22 protein-coding genes are annotated in these 17,569 nt (G+C 65.4%); 10 read left to right on the top strand and 12 right to left on the bottom strand.

Translation table 11 applies throughout. The features are described 5' to 3' along the window. Nucleotides 1-105 precede the first annotated feature (105 nt). Together ACPXCG_RS21260 and ACPXCG_RS21255 are read left to right on the top strand one after the other, a co-directional pair. A complete protein-coding gene (locus tag ACPXCG_RS21260) occupies nt 106-441 on the top strand; it encodes an ArsR/SmtB family transcription factor (RefSeq protein ID WP_425794172.1) in 336 nt (111 codons plus the stop codon). Then, complete coding sequence (locus ACPXCG_RS21255) at nt 441-1,130, top strand: cation transporter (protein WP_425794171.1); 690 nt, start codon at nt 441-443, stop codon at nt 1,128-1,130. Before ACPXCG_RS21260 ends, ACPXCG_RS21255 begins: the two co-directional genes overlap by 1 nt. 52 nt (nt 1,131-1,182) lie before the next feature. Here the strand turns inward: ACPXCG_RS21255 and ACPXCG_RS21250 are convergent, their stop codons facing one another. After that, entirely contained in the window at nt 1,183-1,698 is a 516-nt protein-coding gene (locus ACPXCG_RS21250) for a putative immunity protein (RefSeq protein ID WP_425794170.1), read from the bottom strand. A 67-nt stretch (nt 1,699-1,765) separates the two neighbouring features. Then, a complete protein-coding gene (locus ACPXCG_RS21245) occupies nt 1,766-2,902 on the bottom strand; it encodes an FAD-dependent oxidoreductase (RefSeq protein WP_425794169.1) in 1,137 nt (378 codons plus the stop codon). A gap of 85 nt (nt 2,903-2,987) precedes the next feature. Here ACPXCG_RS21245 and ACPXCG_RS21240 point away from each other — a divergent pair, with 85 nt between their 5' ends. Continuing rightward, on the top strand, nt 2,988-3,659 hold the full coding sequence (locus ACPXCG_RS21240) for a TetR/AcrR family transcriptional regulator (protein ID WP_425794168.1): 672 nt from the start codon (nt 2,988-2,990) through the stop codon (nt 3,657-3,659). A gap of 9 nt (nt 3,660-3,668) precedes the next feature. On the opposite strand, the gene ACPXCG_RS21235 is transcribed toward ACPXCG_RS21240, so the two are convergent. From ACPXCG_RS21235 to ACPXCG_RS21225, 3 genes are all read right to left on the bottom strand, one after another. Further along, nucleotides 3,669-3,899 (bottom strand): hypothetical protein, encoded by a 231-nt coding sequence (locus tag ACPXCG_RS21235; RefSeq protein WP_425794167.1) that lies wholly within the window; start codon nt 3,897-3,899, stop codon nt 3,669-3,671. A gap of 32 nt (nt 3,900-3,931) precedes the next feature. Beyond that, nucleotides 3,932-4,600, bottom strand: a complete 669-nt coding sequence (locus ACPXCG_RS21230) for a DNA alkylation repair protein (protein WP_425794166.1) — start codon at nt 4,598-4,600, stop codon at nt 3,932-3,934. Between the two features lie 86 nt (nt 4,601-4,686). Next, nucleotides 4,687-4,977 (bottom strand): putative quinol monooxygenase, encoded by a 291-nt coding sequence (locus tag ACPXCG_RS21225; protein WP_425794284.1) that lies wholly within the window; start codon nt 4,975-4,977, stop codon nt 4,687-4,689. A 150-nt stretch (nt 4,978-5,127) separates the two neighbouring features. Here ACPXCG_RS21225 and ACPXCG_RS21220 point away from each other — a divergent pair, with 150 nt between their 5' ends. Then, nucleotides 5,128-5,445, top strand: coding sequence for a hypothetical protein (locus ACPXCG_RS21220; RefSeq protein ID WP_425794165.1), 318 nt, complete (start codon nt 5,128-5,130; stop codon nt 5,443-5,445). Nucleotides 5,446-5,473: 28 nt separating this feature from the next. Here the strand turns inward: ACPXCG_RS21220 and ACPXCG_RS21215 are convergent, their stop codons facing one another. Both ACPXCG_RS21215 and ACPXCG_RS21210 read right to left on the bottom strand, forming a co-directional pair. Continuing rightward, the gene (locus ACPXCG_RS21215) at nt 5,474-5,914 is read right to left on the bottom strand and encodes a nuclear transport factor 2 family protein (protein WP_425794164.1); all 441 of its coding nucleotides are present in this window, start codon (nt 5,912-5,914) and stop codon (nt 5,474-5,476) included. Continuing rightward, nucleotides 5,911-7,095 (bottom strand): cytochrome P450, encoded by a 1,185-nt coding sequence (locus ACPXCG_RS21210; RefSeq protein ID WP_425794163.1) that lies wholly within the window; start codon nt 7,093-7,095, stop codon nt 5,911-5,913. Before ACPXCG_RS21210 ends, ACPXCG_RS21215 begins: the two co-directional genes overlap by 4 nt. Before the next feature lie 154 nt (nt 7,096-7,249). Between ACPXCG_RS21210 and ACPXCG_RS21205 the strand changes: the two genes are divergently transcribed. Further along, nucleotides 7,250-7,810 (top strand): TetR/AcrR family transcriptional regulator, encoded by a 561-nt coding sequence (locus ACPXCG_RS21205; protein ID WP_425794161.1) that lies wholly within the window; start codon nt 7,250-7,252, stop codon nt 7,808-7,810. Nucleotides 7,811-8,065: 255 nt separating this feature from the next. Next, nucleotides 8,066-9,205: a carboxylate-amine ligase gene (locus tag ACPXCG_RS21200; protein WP_425794160.1), complete on the top strand. Its 1,140-nt coding sequence runs from the start codon at nt 8,066-8,068 to the stop codon at nt 9,203-9,205. Nucleotides 9,206-9,229: 24 nt separating this feature from the next. On the opposite strand, the gene ACPXCG_RS21195 is transcribed toward ACPXCG_RS21200, so the two are convergent. Both ACPXCG_RS21195 and ACPXCG_RS21190 read right to left on the bottom strand, forming a co-directional pair. Then, on the bottom strand, nt 9,230-9,568 hold the full coding sequence (locus ACPXCG_RS21195; protein WP_425794158.1) for a DUF1330 domain-containing protein: 339 nt from the start codon (nt 9,566-9,568) through the stop codon (nt 9,230-9,232). 33 nt (nt 9,569-9,601) lie between these two features. Next, on the bottom strand, nt 9,602-10,033 hold the full coding sequence (locus tag ACPXCG_RS21190) for a PPOX class F420-dependent oxidoreductase (protein WP_425794156.1): 432 nt from the start codon (nt 10,031-10,033) through the stop codon (nt 9,602-9,604). A 153-nt stretch (nt 10,034-10,186) separates the two neighbouring features. Between ACPXCG_RS21190 and ACPXCG_RS21185 the strand changes: the two genes are divergently transcribed. The 3 genes from ACPXCG_RS21185 (at nt 10,187) to ACPXCG_RS21175 (ending at nt 13,575) form a co-directional block, all read left to right on the top strand. Beyond that, nucleotides 10,187-11,692 carry a SulP family inorganic anion transporter gene (locus ACPXCG_RS21185; protein WP_425794155.1) on the top strand — a complete coding sequence of 502 codons (1,506 nt, stop codon included), beginning with the start codon at nt 10,187-10,189 and terminating at the stop codon, nt 11,690-11,692. Nucleotides 11,693-11,716: 24 nt separating this feature from the next. Then, nucleotides 11,717-12,124 (top strand): MerR family transcriptional regulator, encoded by a 408-nt coding sequence (locus tag ACPXCG_RS21180; RefSeq protein WP_425794154.1) that lies wholly within the window; start codon nt 11,717-11,719, stop codon nt 12,122-12,124. A gap of 146 nt (nt 12,125-12,270) precedes the next feature. Then, nucleotides 12,271-13,575 carry an ion channel protein gene (locus ACPXCG_RS21175; RefSeq protein ID WP_425794153.1) on the top strand — a complete coding sequence of 435 codons (1,305 nt, stop codon included), beginning with the start codon at nt 12,271-12,273 and terminating at the stop codon, nt 13,573-13,575. Between the two features lie 3 nt (nt 13,576-13,578). On the opposite strand, the gene ACPXCG_RS21170 is transcribed toward ACPXCG_RS21175, so the two are convergent. Beyond that, a complete protein-coding gene (locus tag ACPXCG_RS21170; RefSeq protein ID WP_425794152.1) occupies nt 13,579-15,006 on the bottom strand; it encodes an MFS transporter in 1,428 nt (475 codons plus the stop codon). Continuing rightward, on the bottom strand, nt 15,003-15,464 hold the full coding sequence (locus ACPXCG_RS21165; RefSeq protein WP_425794151.1) for a MarR family winged helix-turn-helix transcriptional regulator: 462 nt from the start codon (nt 15,462-15,464) through the stop codon (nt 15,003-15,005). The genes ACPXCG_RS21170 and ACPXCG_RS21165 overlap by 4 nt, the downstream gene beginning before the upstream one ends. Before the next feature lie 61 nt (nt 15,465-15,525). Between ACPXCG_RS21165 and ACPXCG_RS21160 the strand changes: the two genes are divergently transcribed. Then, nucleotides 15,526-16,095: a cysteine hydrolase family protein gene (locus ACPXCG_RS21160; protein ID WP_425794149.1), complete on the top strand. Its 570-nt coding sequence runs from the start codon at nt 15,526-15,528 to the stop codon at nt 16,093-16,095. A gap of 15 nt (nt 16,096-16,110) precedes the next feature. On the opposite strand, the gene ACPXCG_RS21155 is transcribed toward ACPXCG_RS21160, so the two are convergent. Beyond that, the gene (locus tag ACPXCG_RS21155) at nt 16,111-17,487 is read right to left on the bottom strand and encodes an NAD-dependent succinate-semialdehyde dehydrogenase (RefSeq protein ID WP_425794147.1); all 1,377 of its coding nucleotides are present in this window, start codon (nt 17,485-17,487) and stop codon (nt 16,111-16,113) included. Nucleotides 17,488-17,569 lie beyond the last annotated feature (82 nt).

Here is a 17,569-nt window from a genome sequence, read left to right as displayed (position 1 = left end):
GGTGAGAGCGGCGTCAACAGAAAGACTGTGCATCGCAATGCGTCGACGCGCGCGGCAAATTATTCAGGATTCCCTGAATACAGATATCCCTGTACTATTGTCCGCATGGAATCGCACACCCTCGTCCATGGCGAGGCGCTGACCCGCTTCGGCTACGCATTGTCGGACGCGACCCGCACACAGGTCCTGTTGCTGTTGCGGACCGGCCCCTCCTACCCCGCCGATCTGGCCGACTCCATCGGGGTGTCACGGCAGACCCTGTCGAATCACCTTGCATGCCTTCGTGGATGCGGATTGGTGGTCGCCGTGCCCGAAGGGCGGCGTTCTCGGTACGAGTTGGCCGACCCACGGATCCGTAACGCCCTCGACGACCTGATCGGACTGGTCTTGGCGGTCGATCCCGCGTGCTGCCCCGACGCCGAGACCGAAGGATGCTGCTGATGGACGTCAGCCTCCGCCTCCCCGACCGGACCGTACCCGCCACCGAACGCAAGCAGATCCTCCAGCGGCGAATCCGCTGGTTCGTGGCAGCCACCATCACCTACAACGCCATCGAGGCCGCGATCGCATTGGCCGAAGGCGCACGGGTTTCCTCGACTGCGCTGATCGGATTCGGCCTCGACTCGGTCGTCGAGGTGTCGTCGGCGGCAGCGGTGGCGTGGCAGTTCTCCGGGCGCGATCCAGAGGCCCGAGAGAAGACAGCCCTGCGGATCATCGCGCTCTCCTTCTTTGGCCTGGCGGTTTACGTCTCCACAGAATCCGTACGCACGCTGCTCGGTTGGGGAGCGGAGGCGCGGCAATCGACCATCGGAATCGGCTTGGCCGCGGCAAGTCTGGCAATCATGCCGATCCTTTCGTGGTTGCAGCGGCGCGCCGGCCGTGAACTCGGTTCCAGGTCCGCGGTTGCCGATTCCAAGCAGACGCTCCTGTGCACCTACCTCTCGGCGGTGCTGCTCGCCGGGCTCGTCGTCAACAGCCTCTGGGGCTGGTCGTGGGCCGACCCCATTGCCGCACTGGTCATCGCCGTCATCGCCATCCGCGAAGGGATCAGCGCGTGGCGGGGCCAACTCTGCTGCGCAATCAGACAGCCTGATGACTATGTCGAACGCGACTGCTGCACCGGGGAATGACTGCACTTCCACGAATTCGTCCAAAACCCAAGGGATTTGTGGATCTGGCGACTCAACTCTCGAACACCGACCAGCAGATGTCGTTCCGCAGTCGCTGATCGTCGAGTACGAGCTCGCGGATCCCATCCGGGAGTTGCGCGCGCTGCCAACGGCATTCGAGGCGCCCCGCGACCTCATCCCGACCTTTCGGCGCTGCCGCACGCACTGCCTTGATCGCGTAGGCGGCCGCACCAAGGTCATGGGCCGCGACATGGGCGACCGCCCCAGCCTGCCCGGCGGCATACGCCGCGTGACGAGGTGCTCCACGCAAATCGCGCGCCGCTCCCATCGCGTGTCCACCCGCTGCGCGAGCATCCATCATCTTGACCTCGCCACGGACCCATGCGCGCGCGTGTTCGATGGCCTCGCGTGGACGCGGATCGTCGGGACGCGCCTGCTCGAAGAGGCTGAGGACGTGCTCGGCACATGCCGCTGCCCACAGCGCCAGGAGTCGATGATCGGCGTCGGTGAGAGTTCCCCCGCGGCGGAGGGTGATGAGGCGAGGATCGCGCTCCTTGGACAGGATCACGTTCCCACCGTCCCAGACCGTCGCCCCCGCGTGTCTGCTGCGATTCAAAGAAGTGCGCCCCAGCGGATCAGCTCCGCACCTCCTCGACGGTTCCCGACAGAAAGTCGACGAGCCCGTAGGGCGCGCTGTCGCCGAGGCAGAGGTCCAGGATCTCCCATGCGTCCACGGCGGTTGCCGCGCTGCGGTGGAACATCGCGGTCTCATACGCCGCGAGTGCCGCCTCGACATCGTCAGGATTCGCGGCGATCGCATTGCCGAGTTCCGAACCGTCGAACATCGCCAGGTTCGCGCCGTCACCGGACGGCGGCATCAGGTGCGCGGCATCCCCGAGCAGGGTCACCCCGGGAACGCGATCCCATCGATGGTCGTTCGGGAGCGCGTAGATCATGCGCGGCACCGGTGCGGTTTCACCGTCGGTGATCAGGGCCGTGAGTTCCGGTGCCCATCCTTCGAATTCGGCCGCGATACGTGCAGTCGCACCCGGGTCGGTGAAGTCGATGCCGCCGACCCACTCGGCAGGACGATTCAACTGGACATACGTGTGCAGGACACCCCCCGACTCACGATGTGCAGTGATGCCGGTTCCGGGTGTGAGCGCATACATCGCGCCTTCCCCGACGGCGGCGGCCGATGCCGCATGGCGCTCGTCGGCGTCGTACAGGTACGTCTCGATGAAGGTCGTACCCACGTACTCGGGCGTCGCCGCCGACAGCAACCGGCGGACCTTCGACCATGCGCCGTCAGCGCCGACTAGGAGTTCCGTGACCACCGTCGTTGCGTCGTCGAAGGTCAGCTCGTGCCGCCCATCACCGAGTGCGCTGACGCCGGCCAGCTTCTTTCCCCACTGGACCGTCTCTGTGGGCAACGAGTCGAGCAAGATCTGACGAAGGTCTCCACGGAGTACCTCGGGACGCCCGGTTCCGTCGTCGGCGGGATGGTCGAGCAGGATCCCTCCCCTCTCATCGAGCATGCGGGTGGCGTCGCCCCCCACGTGGATGATCTCGCGGAACTCGTCGGTGAGTGCCGCCGCTTCGAGCGCGCGCTGTCCATCGTCTTCATGGATGTCGAGTTGACCGCCCTGCGTTCGCGCTGCGGCCGAAGGATCCGCCTCGTAGATCGTTGCGGGGATGCCGTGGACGTGCAGGACGCGGGCGAGGGTGAGGCCCCCCAGGCCCGCACCGATGATCGTGACTGGTGTCTTCATGGGAATTCTCCTTTCGAAGTACGTTGGAACGTCGTTCCATGTATCCATCTTGGAACATCGTTCCAACTATGTCAAGATGGACGCCATGGCCACCAAGACGCAGCGGAACGAACGACGCTCAGATGCTCTGTCTAAGGAGCGGATCGTCGAGGCCGCGATCGAGATCCTCGACACCGACGGCGAGAGTGCGTTGACGTTCCGCGCGCTCACAGCCCGCCTGGCCACCGGTAGTGGTGCGATCTACCACCACGTCGCGAACAAGAACGAACTGCTCGTCGCCGCCACCGACGACGTCATCGCCCGCGCGGTGACCGACATGGCCGAGGAGACGGAGCCACGAGAGGCAATCCGCGGTATCGCCTCAGGAGTGTTCGACGCGATCGATGCCCATCCATGGGTGGGAACCCAACTCGCCCGCGAGCCCTGGCAGTCTGCGATCATGCAGATCTTCGAGGGTATCGGTCAACAGCTGCAGGTTCTCGACGTTCCCGAACGGGCACAGTTCAATTCGGCGTCCGCGCTCGTCAGCTACATCCTCGGTCTCGCCGCACAGTACTCTGCGGGCGCGAGGCTCCTCGTGCGCGAGACCGATCGGTCGGCTTTTCTCGCCACCGTCACCGAGCGGTGGATGCAGGGCGATCCCGCGACGCATCCGTTCCTTCGGCAGGTGGCGACCCAGTTCCCCGAGCACGACGACCGCGAGCAATTCCTGGCCGGCATCGACCTGTTCCTCGCCGGCGTGACGGCCGTCCGCTGACACGATCACTCACGCGTCAGCCTCAGGGGCGGCCTGCGCCGCAGAGTCCGACACCATCCTGTCGACGGTCACGACGCCGTACCGGCCGTATTTCTGGCGATACGCCGCGTCGACGTCGGCGCGCACAACCCAGATCGGCACCCAGCCGCGCAGATCTCCTTCTGCCCTTCGCACCGCGATCTCCAATTCACCGGCGGAGTCGACGGCACCCAGCTGTTCGGCTGACCATGTCGTGCCCATGAGGCTCCCTGACAATTGGTCGCATTCCCAACTCAGGTTGCCTGCCTGCTCACCATCTCGGCGATCCAGACGGGCGCGAACGGTGACGTGCATCGCGGCGATGTCGGATAGTCTTTGAGCACTTCCAGTCGCTCCCCGATCTCGATTGCGCGACCGCGATATTCAGGGTCGGCGATGCCGATCTGGGCAAGACACATGTTCATGGTCCATTGGAGACGATCCGGCGCCCCTTTCATCTCGGCGTCGATGACGTCGAGCAGAGCACGGAGGTCGAGGGCGTGCGGCTCCTTCGCCACCCGCTGCGCGGTCAATGCCCAGCCGGCACTCGCCACCACCGGGTCCGGATCGGCCAGCCAGGCCAGTCGCAGTTCCTCACAGTGCGAGTTCTTCTTCACGACGTAGTTCACGAGCCAGTCGTGCACCTTGGGTGTGCGTGCGTCACGCACCATAGCGTCCAACTCGTCGCGGTCGAACGTCTTGGGACGGCAGATCAGGGTCGCCAGCAATCTCGCCGCGGTGTCCCCGGTCTCCCAGAGTCCACGAGCGAGTTCGTGCTGCGTCTTCAATCGCTTGGCGACCGCGCGCAACTTGGTGAGGTTCACGCCGTGATCGTCTCCGTGCCTCGAGTTCACTTCACGGACTTTCGGGTCCTCCAACTCGGCGAGCTCGGCCATCACGTCAGCTACCTGTGCCTCGACCATCGGCACACCTCCGTCCACCACTGTCACGTCTGTCCCCACCCGCGACGGTCCGCAACCGAGATAGGTCAACTCCGCGTGAGTGACGCCTATTCGGACAACGACCGCACATCACCGATGTCGTACTCGGCGACCGATGCCGACGATATCGCGGCGCTTTGATCCTCGCTCGGGCCCCCGCTACGGAACGCCTCGACGACCTCCCGTGAGTCCCAGCGTTCGAAGATGTTGACGCGCCCGGAGTCGAGCAGATCGGGGTCGATGGCGAAGTCGAGACAGCCGGCCGTGCGACGCGCTTGTTCGACAACGCGGACGCAGCCCGCGAGGTAGGTCTCACGTAGGTCGGGATCGACTGTGATGTGCCCTGCGACGATGAGCATGGTTGCCTGCCGTTCCGGTGTGGGATTCTGCGAACCGATCACGGGTGTAGACCTCGCCGGCGTGCGCTTCTCATCGGAAGCGGTCGCTTCGGCGTAGGCATATACCGTGTCCGGGACGACGAAAATGCACAACACTGACTGGGGAATCTCATGAGACCTGTATGGCCACACCATCTTGTCACCGCGAGCGCAGGCGCTGTCGCGGCCAACGTGGTCCCACACCTCGCGCATGCACTCGCCGGTAGGCCATTCCCGACGCCGTTCTCCGATCCGCCCGGGGTTGGTGACTCGTCACCGGCCCAGAACATCGTCTGGGCATCGTTGAATGCCGGCGCGGCCGGTGCCATGGTCTACACACAACGATCCCGTCTGCGCAGCGCAGAGTTCTGGGGAGTCTTCGGCGTCAGCGCGACGGCAGCCGCGTTCGGTCTGCGATCCTATTTCGGACGGGTCCGTGCGTCGTCCTGACCACCGCGAGCGACTCGCGGCGCCGTCACTATCCGTGTGCGCGCAGGTGATCCGAGGTGTCGCCGACGAAGTCCAGGTATCCATAATCGCGTGAGCTGAAGATCCATCCTTCGTCGCATCGGGTCATGGTGTCGAGATGCCGGCCCGATGCGACGATCTCGATGCGACCGTCGCGCTCCTGAAGCACCGTGTAACAGGACCGGACATGCGCGTGATCTGGCCCGTCGAACTCGATGATCGGGTTCGTGATCAAGTGTCGGGTGCGCGGTGTGCCGTCTCGATGGACGATCACCATGGTCTCGAACATCGCGCGGATATGCGCGGCACCGCGTCCGGTGACCTCGCCGCGGAGTGCGATGTCCGCATCGGCGAACAACTCACCGACCGCGGCGAAGTCACCGCCGTCGAGGAGTTCGGCGTATCGATAGAGCAGCGTGCAGATCGCCTGATGGTCGGCGTGGTCGGTCATGACTGAACCGTAACCGGCAGTGTTCGCAGCCGCCGCACCATCAGGCTTCGCTCCCACTGCGGATCCGTGGTCTCGACGTCGAACGCGGTGGTGGAGTCGAGGAGGAACTCGATCGCGAGCTTGGCCTCGAGTCGAGCGAGTGGAGCACCAACGCACATGTGCAGACCTTTGCCGAATGCCATGTGCGGACGACGCTTTCCTGAGTCAAGGCAGACCTGTCCGGGATCGTCGACGGCTGCTGGATCCCGGTTGGCCGATCCCCACAGCAAATACAGGTGTGATCCCGCGGGTAGATCGATGTCACCCAGTGTGGTGTCCGCGACGACGTGACGATAGTGGCCACGGAATGGCGATTCCAGCCGCAACGCCTCCTCGATGAACAGCGGCACGTAGTCACGGTGAGACCGGAGTTCGCCCTCGATCTCGGGGTGCAGGCCGAGCATCCACACGGCGCTGCCGAGCAGGCTGACGGTCGATTCGGACCCTGCCGCGACGAGTTGGATCAGGATCATCACGGCACTGTCGTGGTCGAGTCGGTCCGCCGAGACGAGTCGCGCGAGGTCGCCCATCACGTTCTCGCCGGGGGCGACAAGCGAACGTTCGAAAGCCTCCGCCAGATATGCACTGAGCTCTCCCACGGCCTGGGTGGCATCGACCAGCTGACTCGCGGTGACGACTCCGTCGAGGAGGACGGTGCCCGAGAAGGCCCAGCGAACCAGCTCGTCGATGTCGTATGTCGGGAACCCGACCAGTTCCGCGACAACGGCCATCGGCAAGCGCTGGGCGATCGCGTGGACCCAGTCGATGTCAGAACCGTCGAGACCGTCGTCCCACAGTCGCCGGAGTTCCTGTGCGATGAACGGTTCGAGCCCGCGCACTCGCTTGGCGACCATCGACGGCATCACCATGGTGCGGTGTACCCGATGCAGCGGTTCATCGGCGGTCGCCAACACGTGCAATGGCGAGCCCATCTCTGCGATCGGGTATTCCGATACCGTCCCGTCCTCGTTCCACACCATCGTCGCCGTGAGATTCGACGAGAAGTCCTCGGGGCGTCCCACCGCCTCGGCCACCAGATCCCATGAGCCGACCAGATAGAACGACGAGTCCGCGAGCCGTGTCACCGCCCCCTGCCGGCGAAGCGATTCGAAGTAGGGATACGGGTTGTCGAGATCATGCATGCGACCAGCCTCGACGACGTCGGGTCCGCGACACAACCGGGTAGCCGCAAGTCGACACGGACGACACCACCACACCGGGCCCGGTCGTCTCATCCGAACGTTGCGACCTGCGAGGAGACTTGAGATACATCATCATTTTGTCTCACACTGAGATATGACGAACGACTGGTTGGTCGGCGGAAACCGCTCCGACTCTGCCCGTGACCGTCTGTATGCCGTCGCCACCGACCTCATCGCGCAGCGTGGGGTCGACGCGTTCGACATCAACGAACTCGCCGGGCGCGCTCACTGCTCACGCGCGACCGTCTACCGGCACGCAGGCGGCAAGGGCGAGATCGTCGAAGCCGTACTCGCCTCCACATCGGCCGACATCATCACCGAAGTACGTTCGGCGATCACCGACCTGTCCGGAGAGCACCGCGCGATCACCGCCATCACTGTCGCTCTCGAAGCGATCCGTGCGGACCGGGTCGCCCGCCAGTTTCTTCGGTCGCGCCATCTCGTCGGCGCGGCAGGCACCGTGATCGCCTCGGCGACCGTCACCGATCTGGCCGCCGAGCTGATCGGGATCGATCGGGACGACAACGCCGTCGCGGCATTCGCGGTGCGCACGATCCTGACGATTCTCATCTGGTCGCCCACCGACGCCGAACAGGAGGCCGACCTGATCCGCGCGATTGTCGCGGGGGTCTTTCGAGGCGATTCCTCGACCTGACACCCGTCGGCAGAGTATGCGCCGAACAAGAACCCTGATCGTGCGGCGCCGGTTCAGGACAGCTGCGCCAGATTCTGGATCGAGACGCGGCCATCCGATTCGATCACTCTTGCCACCAACCTCCCGAACGGACCGTTGAGCAGCCCACCCCGCAGCTCTGCCTGCAGGCCGGACCTCTACTGAGGGCTCGCGCCATCCCTCCATGACGAATCGCGCGCACCTCGTACGCCCTGCCGACCGTACGATGAAATGGTGATGTCCGCCGACTCGTCGACCACGGGGAAATCCGGGTTGCGGCTGCCGACGGTCGGCGTCGAAGAAGAGTTCATCCTGGTCGACCAGCTGACGGGGCACCCGGTCAGTCGAAACCGTGACGTCGCTGCGGCGGCGGCGCGACGCGACCTCGATCTGGACCTGGAGCTGACGTCCTGTCAGGTCGAGGTCGCCACGTCGGCATGTGCGACCGGCCAGGAGCTGCTCGCCGAGCTTCGGGAGCTACGTACCGTCGTCGCCGAGGCTGCCGACGAAGTCGGTGTTGCCGTGATCGCCGCCGGCGTTCCTCCCACAGTGCCCGACCACTTCCCCATCACCGACACCGACCGATACCGACACATCGGGCAGCGATTCGGGATGCTGGCGCACGAGCAGGGTATCTCCGGATGTCACGTCCACGTCGGGGTTTCCGATCGGGACACCGCTGTGGCGGTCAGCAATCACCTGCGACACCGATTGCCGATCTTGCTTGCCCTGTCTGCCAATTCGCCGGTCTACCGCGACGCCGACACGGGGCATGCGAGTTGGCGCTCGGTGCTCTGGTCGCGCTGGCCGGCGTCAGGACCGCCTCCGCATCTACGCTCTCGCGAACACTTCGAGCAATTGGTGTCGATGTTCGTCGCCAGTGGCGCGATCCTCGACGACCACATGGTCTATTGGGACATCCGTCCGTCCGATCACCTGCCCACCGTCGAGATCCGGGTCGGCGACGTCCAGTCGCGGGCCGACGAAGCGGTCGTCGTCGCAACGCTCGTCCGCGCCCTGGTGATGACCGCTGTGCATGACATCGCGTCCGACCTCGCGCCGCCGATCGTCGATTCCGATGTTCTGGCCGCTGCGATGTGGAAGGCGGCCCACGATGGCATCGACGGAGATGGCATCGACGGAGATGGCATCGATGTCGTCACGCAACAACCGGTTTCGGCGATCGCGCAGATGGAGTCGCTCGTGACCGACATCCGCCCAGCACTCGACGCCCTCGGCGAGGCTGCATTGGTGGAGGCCGCTCTCGACCGTCTCCGCGCCGAGGGCAACGGCGCCACCAGGCGGCGAGACTGGTTCGCGCAGAAGGGCACCGGACGCGACATCGTCGAATCGGCCGCCCGCGAGTTCACCGGTTGAGCCGGCGGTACGGGACGCGGCAGCTCAGGTGCGCCGCAGGATAGGCCGCAGGTCGTCGAGCTTGTCGAACAGATGCCAGATGTATCCGGTCGTGCCGTTCTCCCGGAGCGGGTGGAGGTCGGCGAGTGCCGGATCATCTCGATAACTCTCGAACGCCTCGATCGAATCCCACTCGACCAGCACCATGACCTGCCGAGGAGCGACGTCACCGACCTCGGCACGCCGGAACGCGCCCAACGAGACGACTCGCCCACCGTGCGACTGCACCTCGGCCACCGACCGCCGCGAGTACGCGCGATAGTCCTCGTTGTCGGCCAGATCGAACAGGTTCAGTGCGTACACCGGACCATCGTCGTCAACCATCGGTCATCTCTCCTCTCGAGCGAACGGGCACGATCAGCGCAATGCTGCGCCGTAGACGCGACCGATACGGAGCACCATCAGGACACGACGATCCGCGACCATCACGTCTCGATACTCGGCCCAGTCAGGGTGTTCGCCTGCACCCTGCCGGTAGTAGTCCACGAGCGCATTCACCTCCGGACCGTCCGGATCGGTTCCCGGTCCGATGAGGGTCACGTCACCCTCGGCGGTCGCCCAGGTGTATCCGTCGGCACTGGTGTATTCGATCGACGCGCGCGGATCGCGCCGGAGGTTGGCCGTCTTGGCGCGTCCGTCGGTCATCGACACGTAGATGGTGTCGGTGTCGCGGTCGTAGACCGATGTCACCGGGGACATCTGCGGCAGACCATTCGACTTGATGGTGGCGAGGATGCCGAGCTTGCTGTCGGCGATCAGGGATCGTGGATCGAACTGTGCGTCGCTCATGCCCATGCCAACCCGACGGACCGGGTCACCATTCCAATTGGGTTTCTACCCTCCCGTGAGGGTAGAGTCACCGCTCGCGCCTGACGCCCACACGCCACCCTGGCCCGTGACCCCGTCACCTGCTCGTCGCGTCTGGGCCGAAGGAGTATTCGCATGTCCTCGACCGCCCCAGTGGTCTCCCCCGAACGCGAACAATCGGTACTCGCCGCGTTGCGTTCGCCCCGCCGGCTGCGCACCGAGGTTCTGGCCGGAGTCGTCGTCGCGCTCGCCCTGATCCCCGAGGCGATCTCGTTCTCGATCATCGCGGGGGTCGATCCCCGGGTCGGACTGTTCGCCTCGTTCACCATGGCGGTCACCATCGCCATCGTCGGCGGACGCCCCGCGATGATCTCCGCCGCCACCGGCGCGGTCGCGCTGGTGGTCGCGCCGCTGGTCAAGAGCCACGGCCTGGACTATCTGATCGCCGCCGTGATCCTCGCCGGCGTGTTCCAGATGATCCTGGGCGGCATCGGCCTCGCGAAACTGATGCGGTTCGTGCCGCGCAGCGTGATGACCGGCTTCGTCAATGCGCTGGCGATCCTCATCTTCACCGCACAGCTCCCGCACCTGATCGGCGTGCCGTGGCTAGTCTACCCGATGGTCGCGATCGGCATCCTGATCATCGTCGGGCTACCGAAACTGACCGCGGCCGTTCCCGCACCCCTCGTCGCGATCATTCTCCTGACCGCCGCCACCATCGTGTGCGGACTCTCCGTTCCCAATGTGGGTGACGAGGGCGAACTGCCAGACAGCCTCCCCTCGTTCCTGATCCCCGACGTCCCGTTCACGTGGCACACCCTCACCGTGATCGCTCCCTACGCCCTGACCATGGCACTGGTCGGGCTGCTGGAATCCTTGATGACGGCCAAGTTCGTGGACGATCTGACCGACACCCACTCCAACAAGTCCCGCGAGTCCGTCGGCCAAGGTGTCGCCAATATCGTCACCGGATTATTCGGCGGCATGGGCGGGTGCGCCATGATCGGTCAGACGATGATCAATGTCAGGGTGTCGGGTGCCCGCACTCGCATCTCCACCTTCCTCGCCGGGGTGTTCCTCCTGATCCTGGTGGTCGGCCTCGGCGATGTGGTGGCCCTGATCCCGATGGCCGCACTGGTCGCCGTGATGATCATGGTCTCGGTCGGCACCATGGACTGGCACAGCATCAATCCGAAGACGTTGCGGCGCATGCCCAAGAGCGAGACCACCGTCATGCTCGCGACGGTCGCCGTCACCGTCGCCACCCACAACCTCGCCTACGGCGTCATCGTCGGCGTCGTCACCGCGATGGTCCTCTTCGCCCGTCGCGTGGCCCACATGACCGATGTCGTCGAGGTCGCCCATCCCGACGACGACACCCGGGTGTACGCGGTGCGCGGCGAACTGTTCTTTGCCTCCAGCAACGACCTCGTCTATCAGTTCGACTACGTCAACGACCCGCAACATGTGGTCATCGACATGAGTGAGTCCCATATCTGGGATGCCTCGACCGTCGCCGCACTCGATGCCATCACCACCAAATACGCGGCCAAGGGCAAGACCGTGACCATCGTCGGCCTCGACGACAGCAGCGCCGCCCGCCACGAACGCCTCAGCGGGCATCTCGGCGCCGACCACTGACTTCATTCCGGAAGGACGCGTCACGTGAGCACTCCCGCAGACAGCGATCACGGACATCTACAGATCGGCGAGGTCGCGACCGAAACCGAGCTGTCGATCAAGACCATTCGCCATTACGACGATGTCGGTCTTGTCGTCCCGTCGGCCCGGTCGGCCGGCGGGTTCAGGCTCTACACCCGCAGCGACATCGACCGCCTGCTGGTGATCCGACGCATGAAGCCCCTCGGTTTCACCCTCGACGACATGCGGCAGCTGCTCGACGCCCAGGACGCGCTCGCCCGATCGGACGGTGCGACGGGCGCGACCGCCGCGGCCGCCACACTCGCCGAGTTCCACGAACGCGCCGAGCAGGCCTGTGCAAAACTGGCCCGCCAACTCGACTACGCACGCGAACTCACCGCACAACTCGCGGATCACGCCGACCGGCAATAGTGCGCCGCCGGCACCGGCGATGGGAATGTGCCGCTGCCACCCGGCTTCCGACACGCGATCGGGTCATCTGAATCTCCGGGTCAGGCGACCGGCTGATGAGAGAATGAGCCCGTCCGATGCGTCGAGGGAGGTGAGGAGCCGTCACGATGAGCCCCGAAGACAGCAATCCCCAACCGCCGGAGGACTTCCGCGTCCCGGTAGGTCGGCTGATCGCCATGACTCCCGTCGGAATGGTGGTGGGCGCGGTCTGCGCCCTGCTGCTCTGGGGCATATCGGCGCTGGCCGAGTTGATCGAGCATCTGGTCTGGGATGATCTGACCGACGCACTCGGGATCTCTTCGGACACCTGGTGGTGGATCCTGGCTGTCCTCACCGCGACCGGCCTGCTCGTTGGGCTCGTCGTCCGTTATGTGCCGGGACACGCCGGGGACGATCCGGCCACCACGGAATTGGTGGCCGCGCCACTCGCGCCCAAGGTGGTTCCCGGGCTCGCGGTGGCCGCGATCCTCGGCCTGGCCGGTGGCATCAGCCTGGGACCCGAGAATCCGATCATGGCGATCAATGCGGCGCTGGTGGTGGCCATCGGCGCCCGATTCGTTCCCAAGGTGACCACACACGACTGGGTGGGGTTGTCGACGTCGGCCACCGTCGGTGCACTTTTCGGGACACCCGTCGCGGCCGCCCTCATGCTGTCCGAGGCGAACGAGGGCGACCAGCGCGTGCCCCTCTGGAACCGCCTCTACATACCGCTGGTCGCCGCGGCGACGGGCTCGTTCATCATCACTCACTTCACCGACCTCGACATGTCGCTCGGTCTGCCCGCCGACGACTTCGGCAGCGTGGCGGAGGTGTTTGTCGCGATCGGCGTCGCGATGGTTGCCGCTGCGATCGGGGTCGTCGCCTCACGTGTGTTCGACCCCTTGCACAAACTGCTTCACCGGATCGGAAATCCGGTCGTCCTGCTCACGGGAGCGGGCCTCTTGTTGGGACTGCTCGGTGCGGCCGGTGGCACCATCACGTTGTTCAAAGGCCTCGAGCAGATGAAGGAACTGCCCGATCGCATGGCGACGACGACCGCACTCGGATTTCTCGCGTTGGCCGGCATCAAGCTGGTCGCACTGCTCATCGCCAGCGCGGCGGGCTTCCGCGGTGGACGGATCTTCCCGGCCGTCTTCGTCGGCGCCGCATTCGGTTTCGCAATCCACGCCTTGTGGCCGGACCTTCCGGTGACGGTGACCGTGGCCGCTGCCACCGCCGGAATCGTGGTGGCCGCCACGCGCAACGGATGGATGAGCCTGTTCCTGGCGCTGGCCGTGGTTCCGCAGTTGGATCTGCTCATCCCGATGCTCTTCGCCACGCTCGCGGCATGGCTGGTCGTCGTGAACCGCGCCGAACTCCGTGCCACCCCGATCATGTCCCGGCCGATCGACGCATCAACCCCATCGACCTGACGACTACGACCGGCTCGACGACACGGTCGCTCGCCGCCCCTCGCCTGCTGCTCGGTCGACCCTGATCAGCGATCGGTCGAGCAGCGTGACGAGCACCAGCAACACCGCGGCGATCAACATGAACACGGCCAGTTCGTGGAGGCCGCCATCGGTCGCCTGCTCGCCGAACAAGGCACCGCTCGCACTCGATGCGAGCATCGCGCCGAGATACATGAACGTACGAAGGAGACCGGACGAGGCGCCCATTCGCTCCGGATCTGCCTGGTGATAGAGAGTGTTCTGGATCGCCAGATTGACCAATCCTTGTGGAACACCGACGATCACGGCGATCACGATCAGGAACCAGACCGCCGAGGTCTGGTGCACCAACAGCATCAGCACACAGGCCACCACCATGGCCGACGCACCGACGAGCAGCTTCCCACGGATCTGCGGTCGTCGGCCGGTCACCACCGCCACCACGATGCCGGTTGCGAAGGCGGGCATCAGGACGAGTCCGGCCTGCGAAGCCGACAACCCACGTCCGCCTTCGAGCCATTGCGTGAATCCGTAGAGGAACGCGTACGTCACCGTCGCCCCGAGGACCGAACGGAGGTAGGTGACGACCAACGGCACATTCCCACCGAGTACGCGCACGTCGATGAACGGGTCGCGGGCGCGCAGTTCACGAATCGCGAAGCCACCCGCGGCGACGAGAGCAACCGCGATCAGCCACACACGATCAATGCGGAAATCCATCAGCAGGACGAGGATCGAGATCATCATCCCGGAGAAGAGAACCACCCCGACCACATCGAACCTGGCGTCGGGACCGGAACGCGCCGCCAAGGGAGTGCGACGCGGGAGGACCAGCAGTCCGAGGATCAGGCACGCCACCGACAATGGGATGTTGATGGCGAAAACCGCTCGCCATCCGCCGATTCCGATGAGGAGCCCACCGAGCGTCGGGCCCACCACGGCGATGGTCTGGGTGGTCACCGACAGCGCCGTCAATACGCCTGCCGGACTGGAGACGCCGGTTCTCTTCTCCTCGCTGCGGATCAGGTACATCGACGCCGGATAAGCCGCGCACGTGCCGAATCCCAGTACGACCCGAGCGGCGATGAGCATCCAGAGGCCGGGGGCGAACGTGCCCAACAGGCCCGCGATCCCGGTGAGCACCGCCCCGATCAGATACAGCGGCCGGGGCCCGAAGATGTCGACCAGTCGACCGAACAGCGGCTGGCCGATGGACGTCGCGAGATACAACGCCGAAACCAGCCAGGCGGTCTCGGACGCCGGCGCACCGAAGGCCACCGCGATGGGCACCAGCGCGACCGCGATGATCGAGGAATTGATCGGATTGAGGATGGATCCGAGCATCATCGGCGCCAGAAGACGTCGATCGAACCGTTCGGAGCGGACGTTCGGGACGGTGGTGGGCGCGGTCATCGGCGGGACAGCTTCTCGAGGATCCCGGCGGCCCGGTGGAGATCCCCGAGCTCCGTTTCCGTGAGCGTCTCCTCGAGCGTGCGTGCGAGCCATTCATGCCGGGCATCGCGGTTCCCCGTCTCGGCGTCGCGGCCCGCATCGGTCAGGACCACGAGCTGGCGGCGACGATCGGTGGGATCCTGCGTCCGGCTGACGAGTCCGATGTCTTCGAGCGCCGAGATCGTCGCGGCCATCGATTGCGGTCGGACCCCTTCCAGCGCGGCGAGGGCGGACGCCGATGAGGCCTCCCCTTTACCGACCCTCGCCAGGACAGACGCCTGTGCTGCAGACAGTTCCTGGCCGTCGGAGACCTCGCGGAGGCGACGGATGAGGCGGCCGATCGCCACTCTGGTGTCGAGCGCGACCTGGAGTGCCGACGGGGCGGCCCGCGAGACCGCAGTGGGCGTGTTTTCGGACATAATCGACAGTCTAGACTGAGCAGTTTGAATTTAACAGTCCGGACTGTCTATTGTTTGCCGTATGACTCACTCACGATCGGTCCTGCTCGCGATGGATTTCCAGAACGGAATCGTCGATCGCCTCAGCTCACCCGGCGTTCTCGCACCCGCGGGCCGCGCCGTCGCGGCAGCGCGCACCGCCGACGTCCCCGTGTTCTTCGTCCGGGTGGCGTTCCGCACCGGATACCCGGAGATCGCGGAGACCAACCAGAGTTTCGCCGCCGCCAAGCAGCACGCCGGCGACACGATGATCGAGACCGGGCTCGGCACCCAGATCCACGAATCACTCGCACCGGGGGCCGGCGAACCGATCATCACCAAACGTCGGATCAGTGCATTCACCGGCAGCGACCTCGACGTCCTCCTCCGCGGCGCGGGCGCCGACACGCTGGTGCTGAGCGGCATCTCCACCAGTGGAGTCGTCCTGTCGACCCTGCGACAGGCCGCCGACCTCGACTACCGCATCATCGTTCTCGAGGACGCGTGCGCGGACACCAATGCCACCGTGCACCGCGTGCTGATGGACGAGGTGTTCCCGCGCCAGGCGACGGTGACCGATACCGACAGCTGGATCAGCTCGCTGTTGGCGTGATGCGCCTCGGGTGGATCAGTGCGTCGCGGTGCGACGGAGTTTGGTGTTGACGAACTCACCCATCCCCCATCGGCCCAGCTCGCGTCCATAGCCGGAGCGTTTCACGCCTCCGAATGGCAGGCCGGGCAACGTCGTACCGTGTTCGTTGATGTACGCCATCCCGACATCGAGGCGGTCTGCGACCTCTGCGGCCCTGGCGATGTCGGTACTCCAGACCGATCCGCTGAGACCGAAGGCGACGTCATTCGCCAGTGCCACCGCATCGTCGGCGGACTGCACCCGGTAGACCATGGCGACCGGACCGAAGATCTCCTCGGCATAGGCGTCCATCTTCGGCGTGACACCCGTGAGCACGGCGGGTCGCATGAACGCGCCGTCGCCGTCCACCGGTGTACCGCCGGTGTGCAGCGTCGCGCCCTGGTTCACCGCCGTCGTGACCTGCTCGACGACCGTGTCGCGCGCGGACACCGACGACAATGGTCCGACGTCGGTGTCCGGGTCGGTCGGATCCCCCACCACGGCCTGGTCGAACTCTCCCACCAGCCCATCGACGAAGTCGTCGAAGAGATCGTCCACGACGATGAAGCGTTTCGGGGAGTTACACGCCTGACCGGCATTTGAGAGACGGGCGCGCGCGGCGATCCGCGCCGTTCGAGCCATGTCGTCGGTGTCCAGCAGGACGAACGGATCCGAGCCGCCGAGTTCGAGGACGGACTTCTTCAGATTCTTGGCGGCCACCTCGGCCACCGACGCGCCGGCAGCCTCGCTGCCCGTGAGGGAGACCCCGCGAATGGCCGGATGCCTGAGGAGTTCGGCGACCTGATCGGCGCTCGCGTACGCGTTGATGTACACGTCCCGGGGCACCGATGCGTCATGCAACACATCGGCCATGAGCGCGGCCGAGGCAGCGCAGATGGATGCATGTTTGAGGATGATCGTGTTGCCCACCAACAGGTTCGGCGCGACGAACCGAGCCACCTGATAGTACGGGTAGTTCCACGGCATCACGCCGACGAGGGGGCCGATCGGCAAGGTCTGGACGAGCGATTCCGCCGCGCCCTGGGGATCGAGCGTCTCGGTCGCGAGCAGTTCGGGGCCGTGTTCGGCGTACCAGCGGTAGATGTCCGCCGCGAGCTGCACCTCCCCGGCCGCCTGCTTGGTCGGCTTGCCCATTTCCGTGGTGATGGCCTGCGCCAGTTCTGTCGAGCGTTTCTCGTACAGGTCGGCGGTTCTGGCGAGCGCTTCGGCACGTTCGGCCACCGATGCGTACCGCCAGGTCTCGAATCCGTTCGCGGATCGCTCGGCGATGTCGTTGATCTGGTCGTCCGGCAGGCCTGGGTATTCGTGCTCAGTCCTACCGGTCGTCGGGTTGGTCGTCACATAAGCACTCATGACCCGATGCTACGGGCTCCCTGCACGGCCATGGGGCGCCTTGTCGGTCTCATGCGAATCAGGGCGCTCGGACCCGCAACTG

The organism is Gordonia sp. DT218, from assembly GCF_049847105.1.
In the GTDB taxonomy this organism is placed as follows: Bacteria; Actinomycetota; Actinomycetes; order Mycobacteriales; family Mycobacteriaceae; genus Gordonia.
The sequence above is the reverse complement of the archived record's forward strand: the minus strand, read 5'-3'. Positions and strand labels throughout refer to the sequence as shown.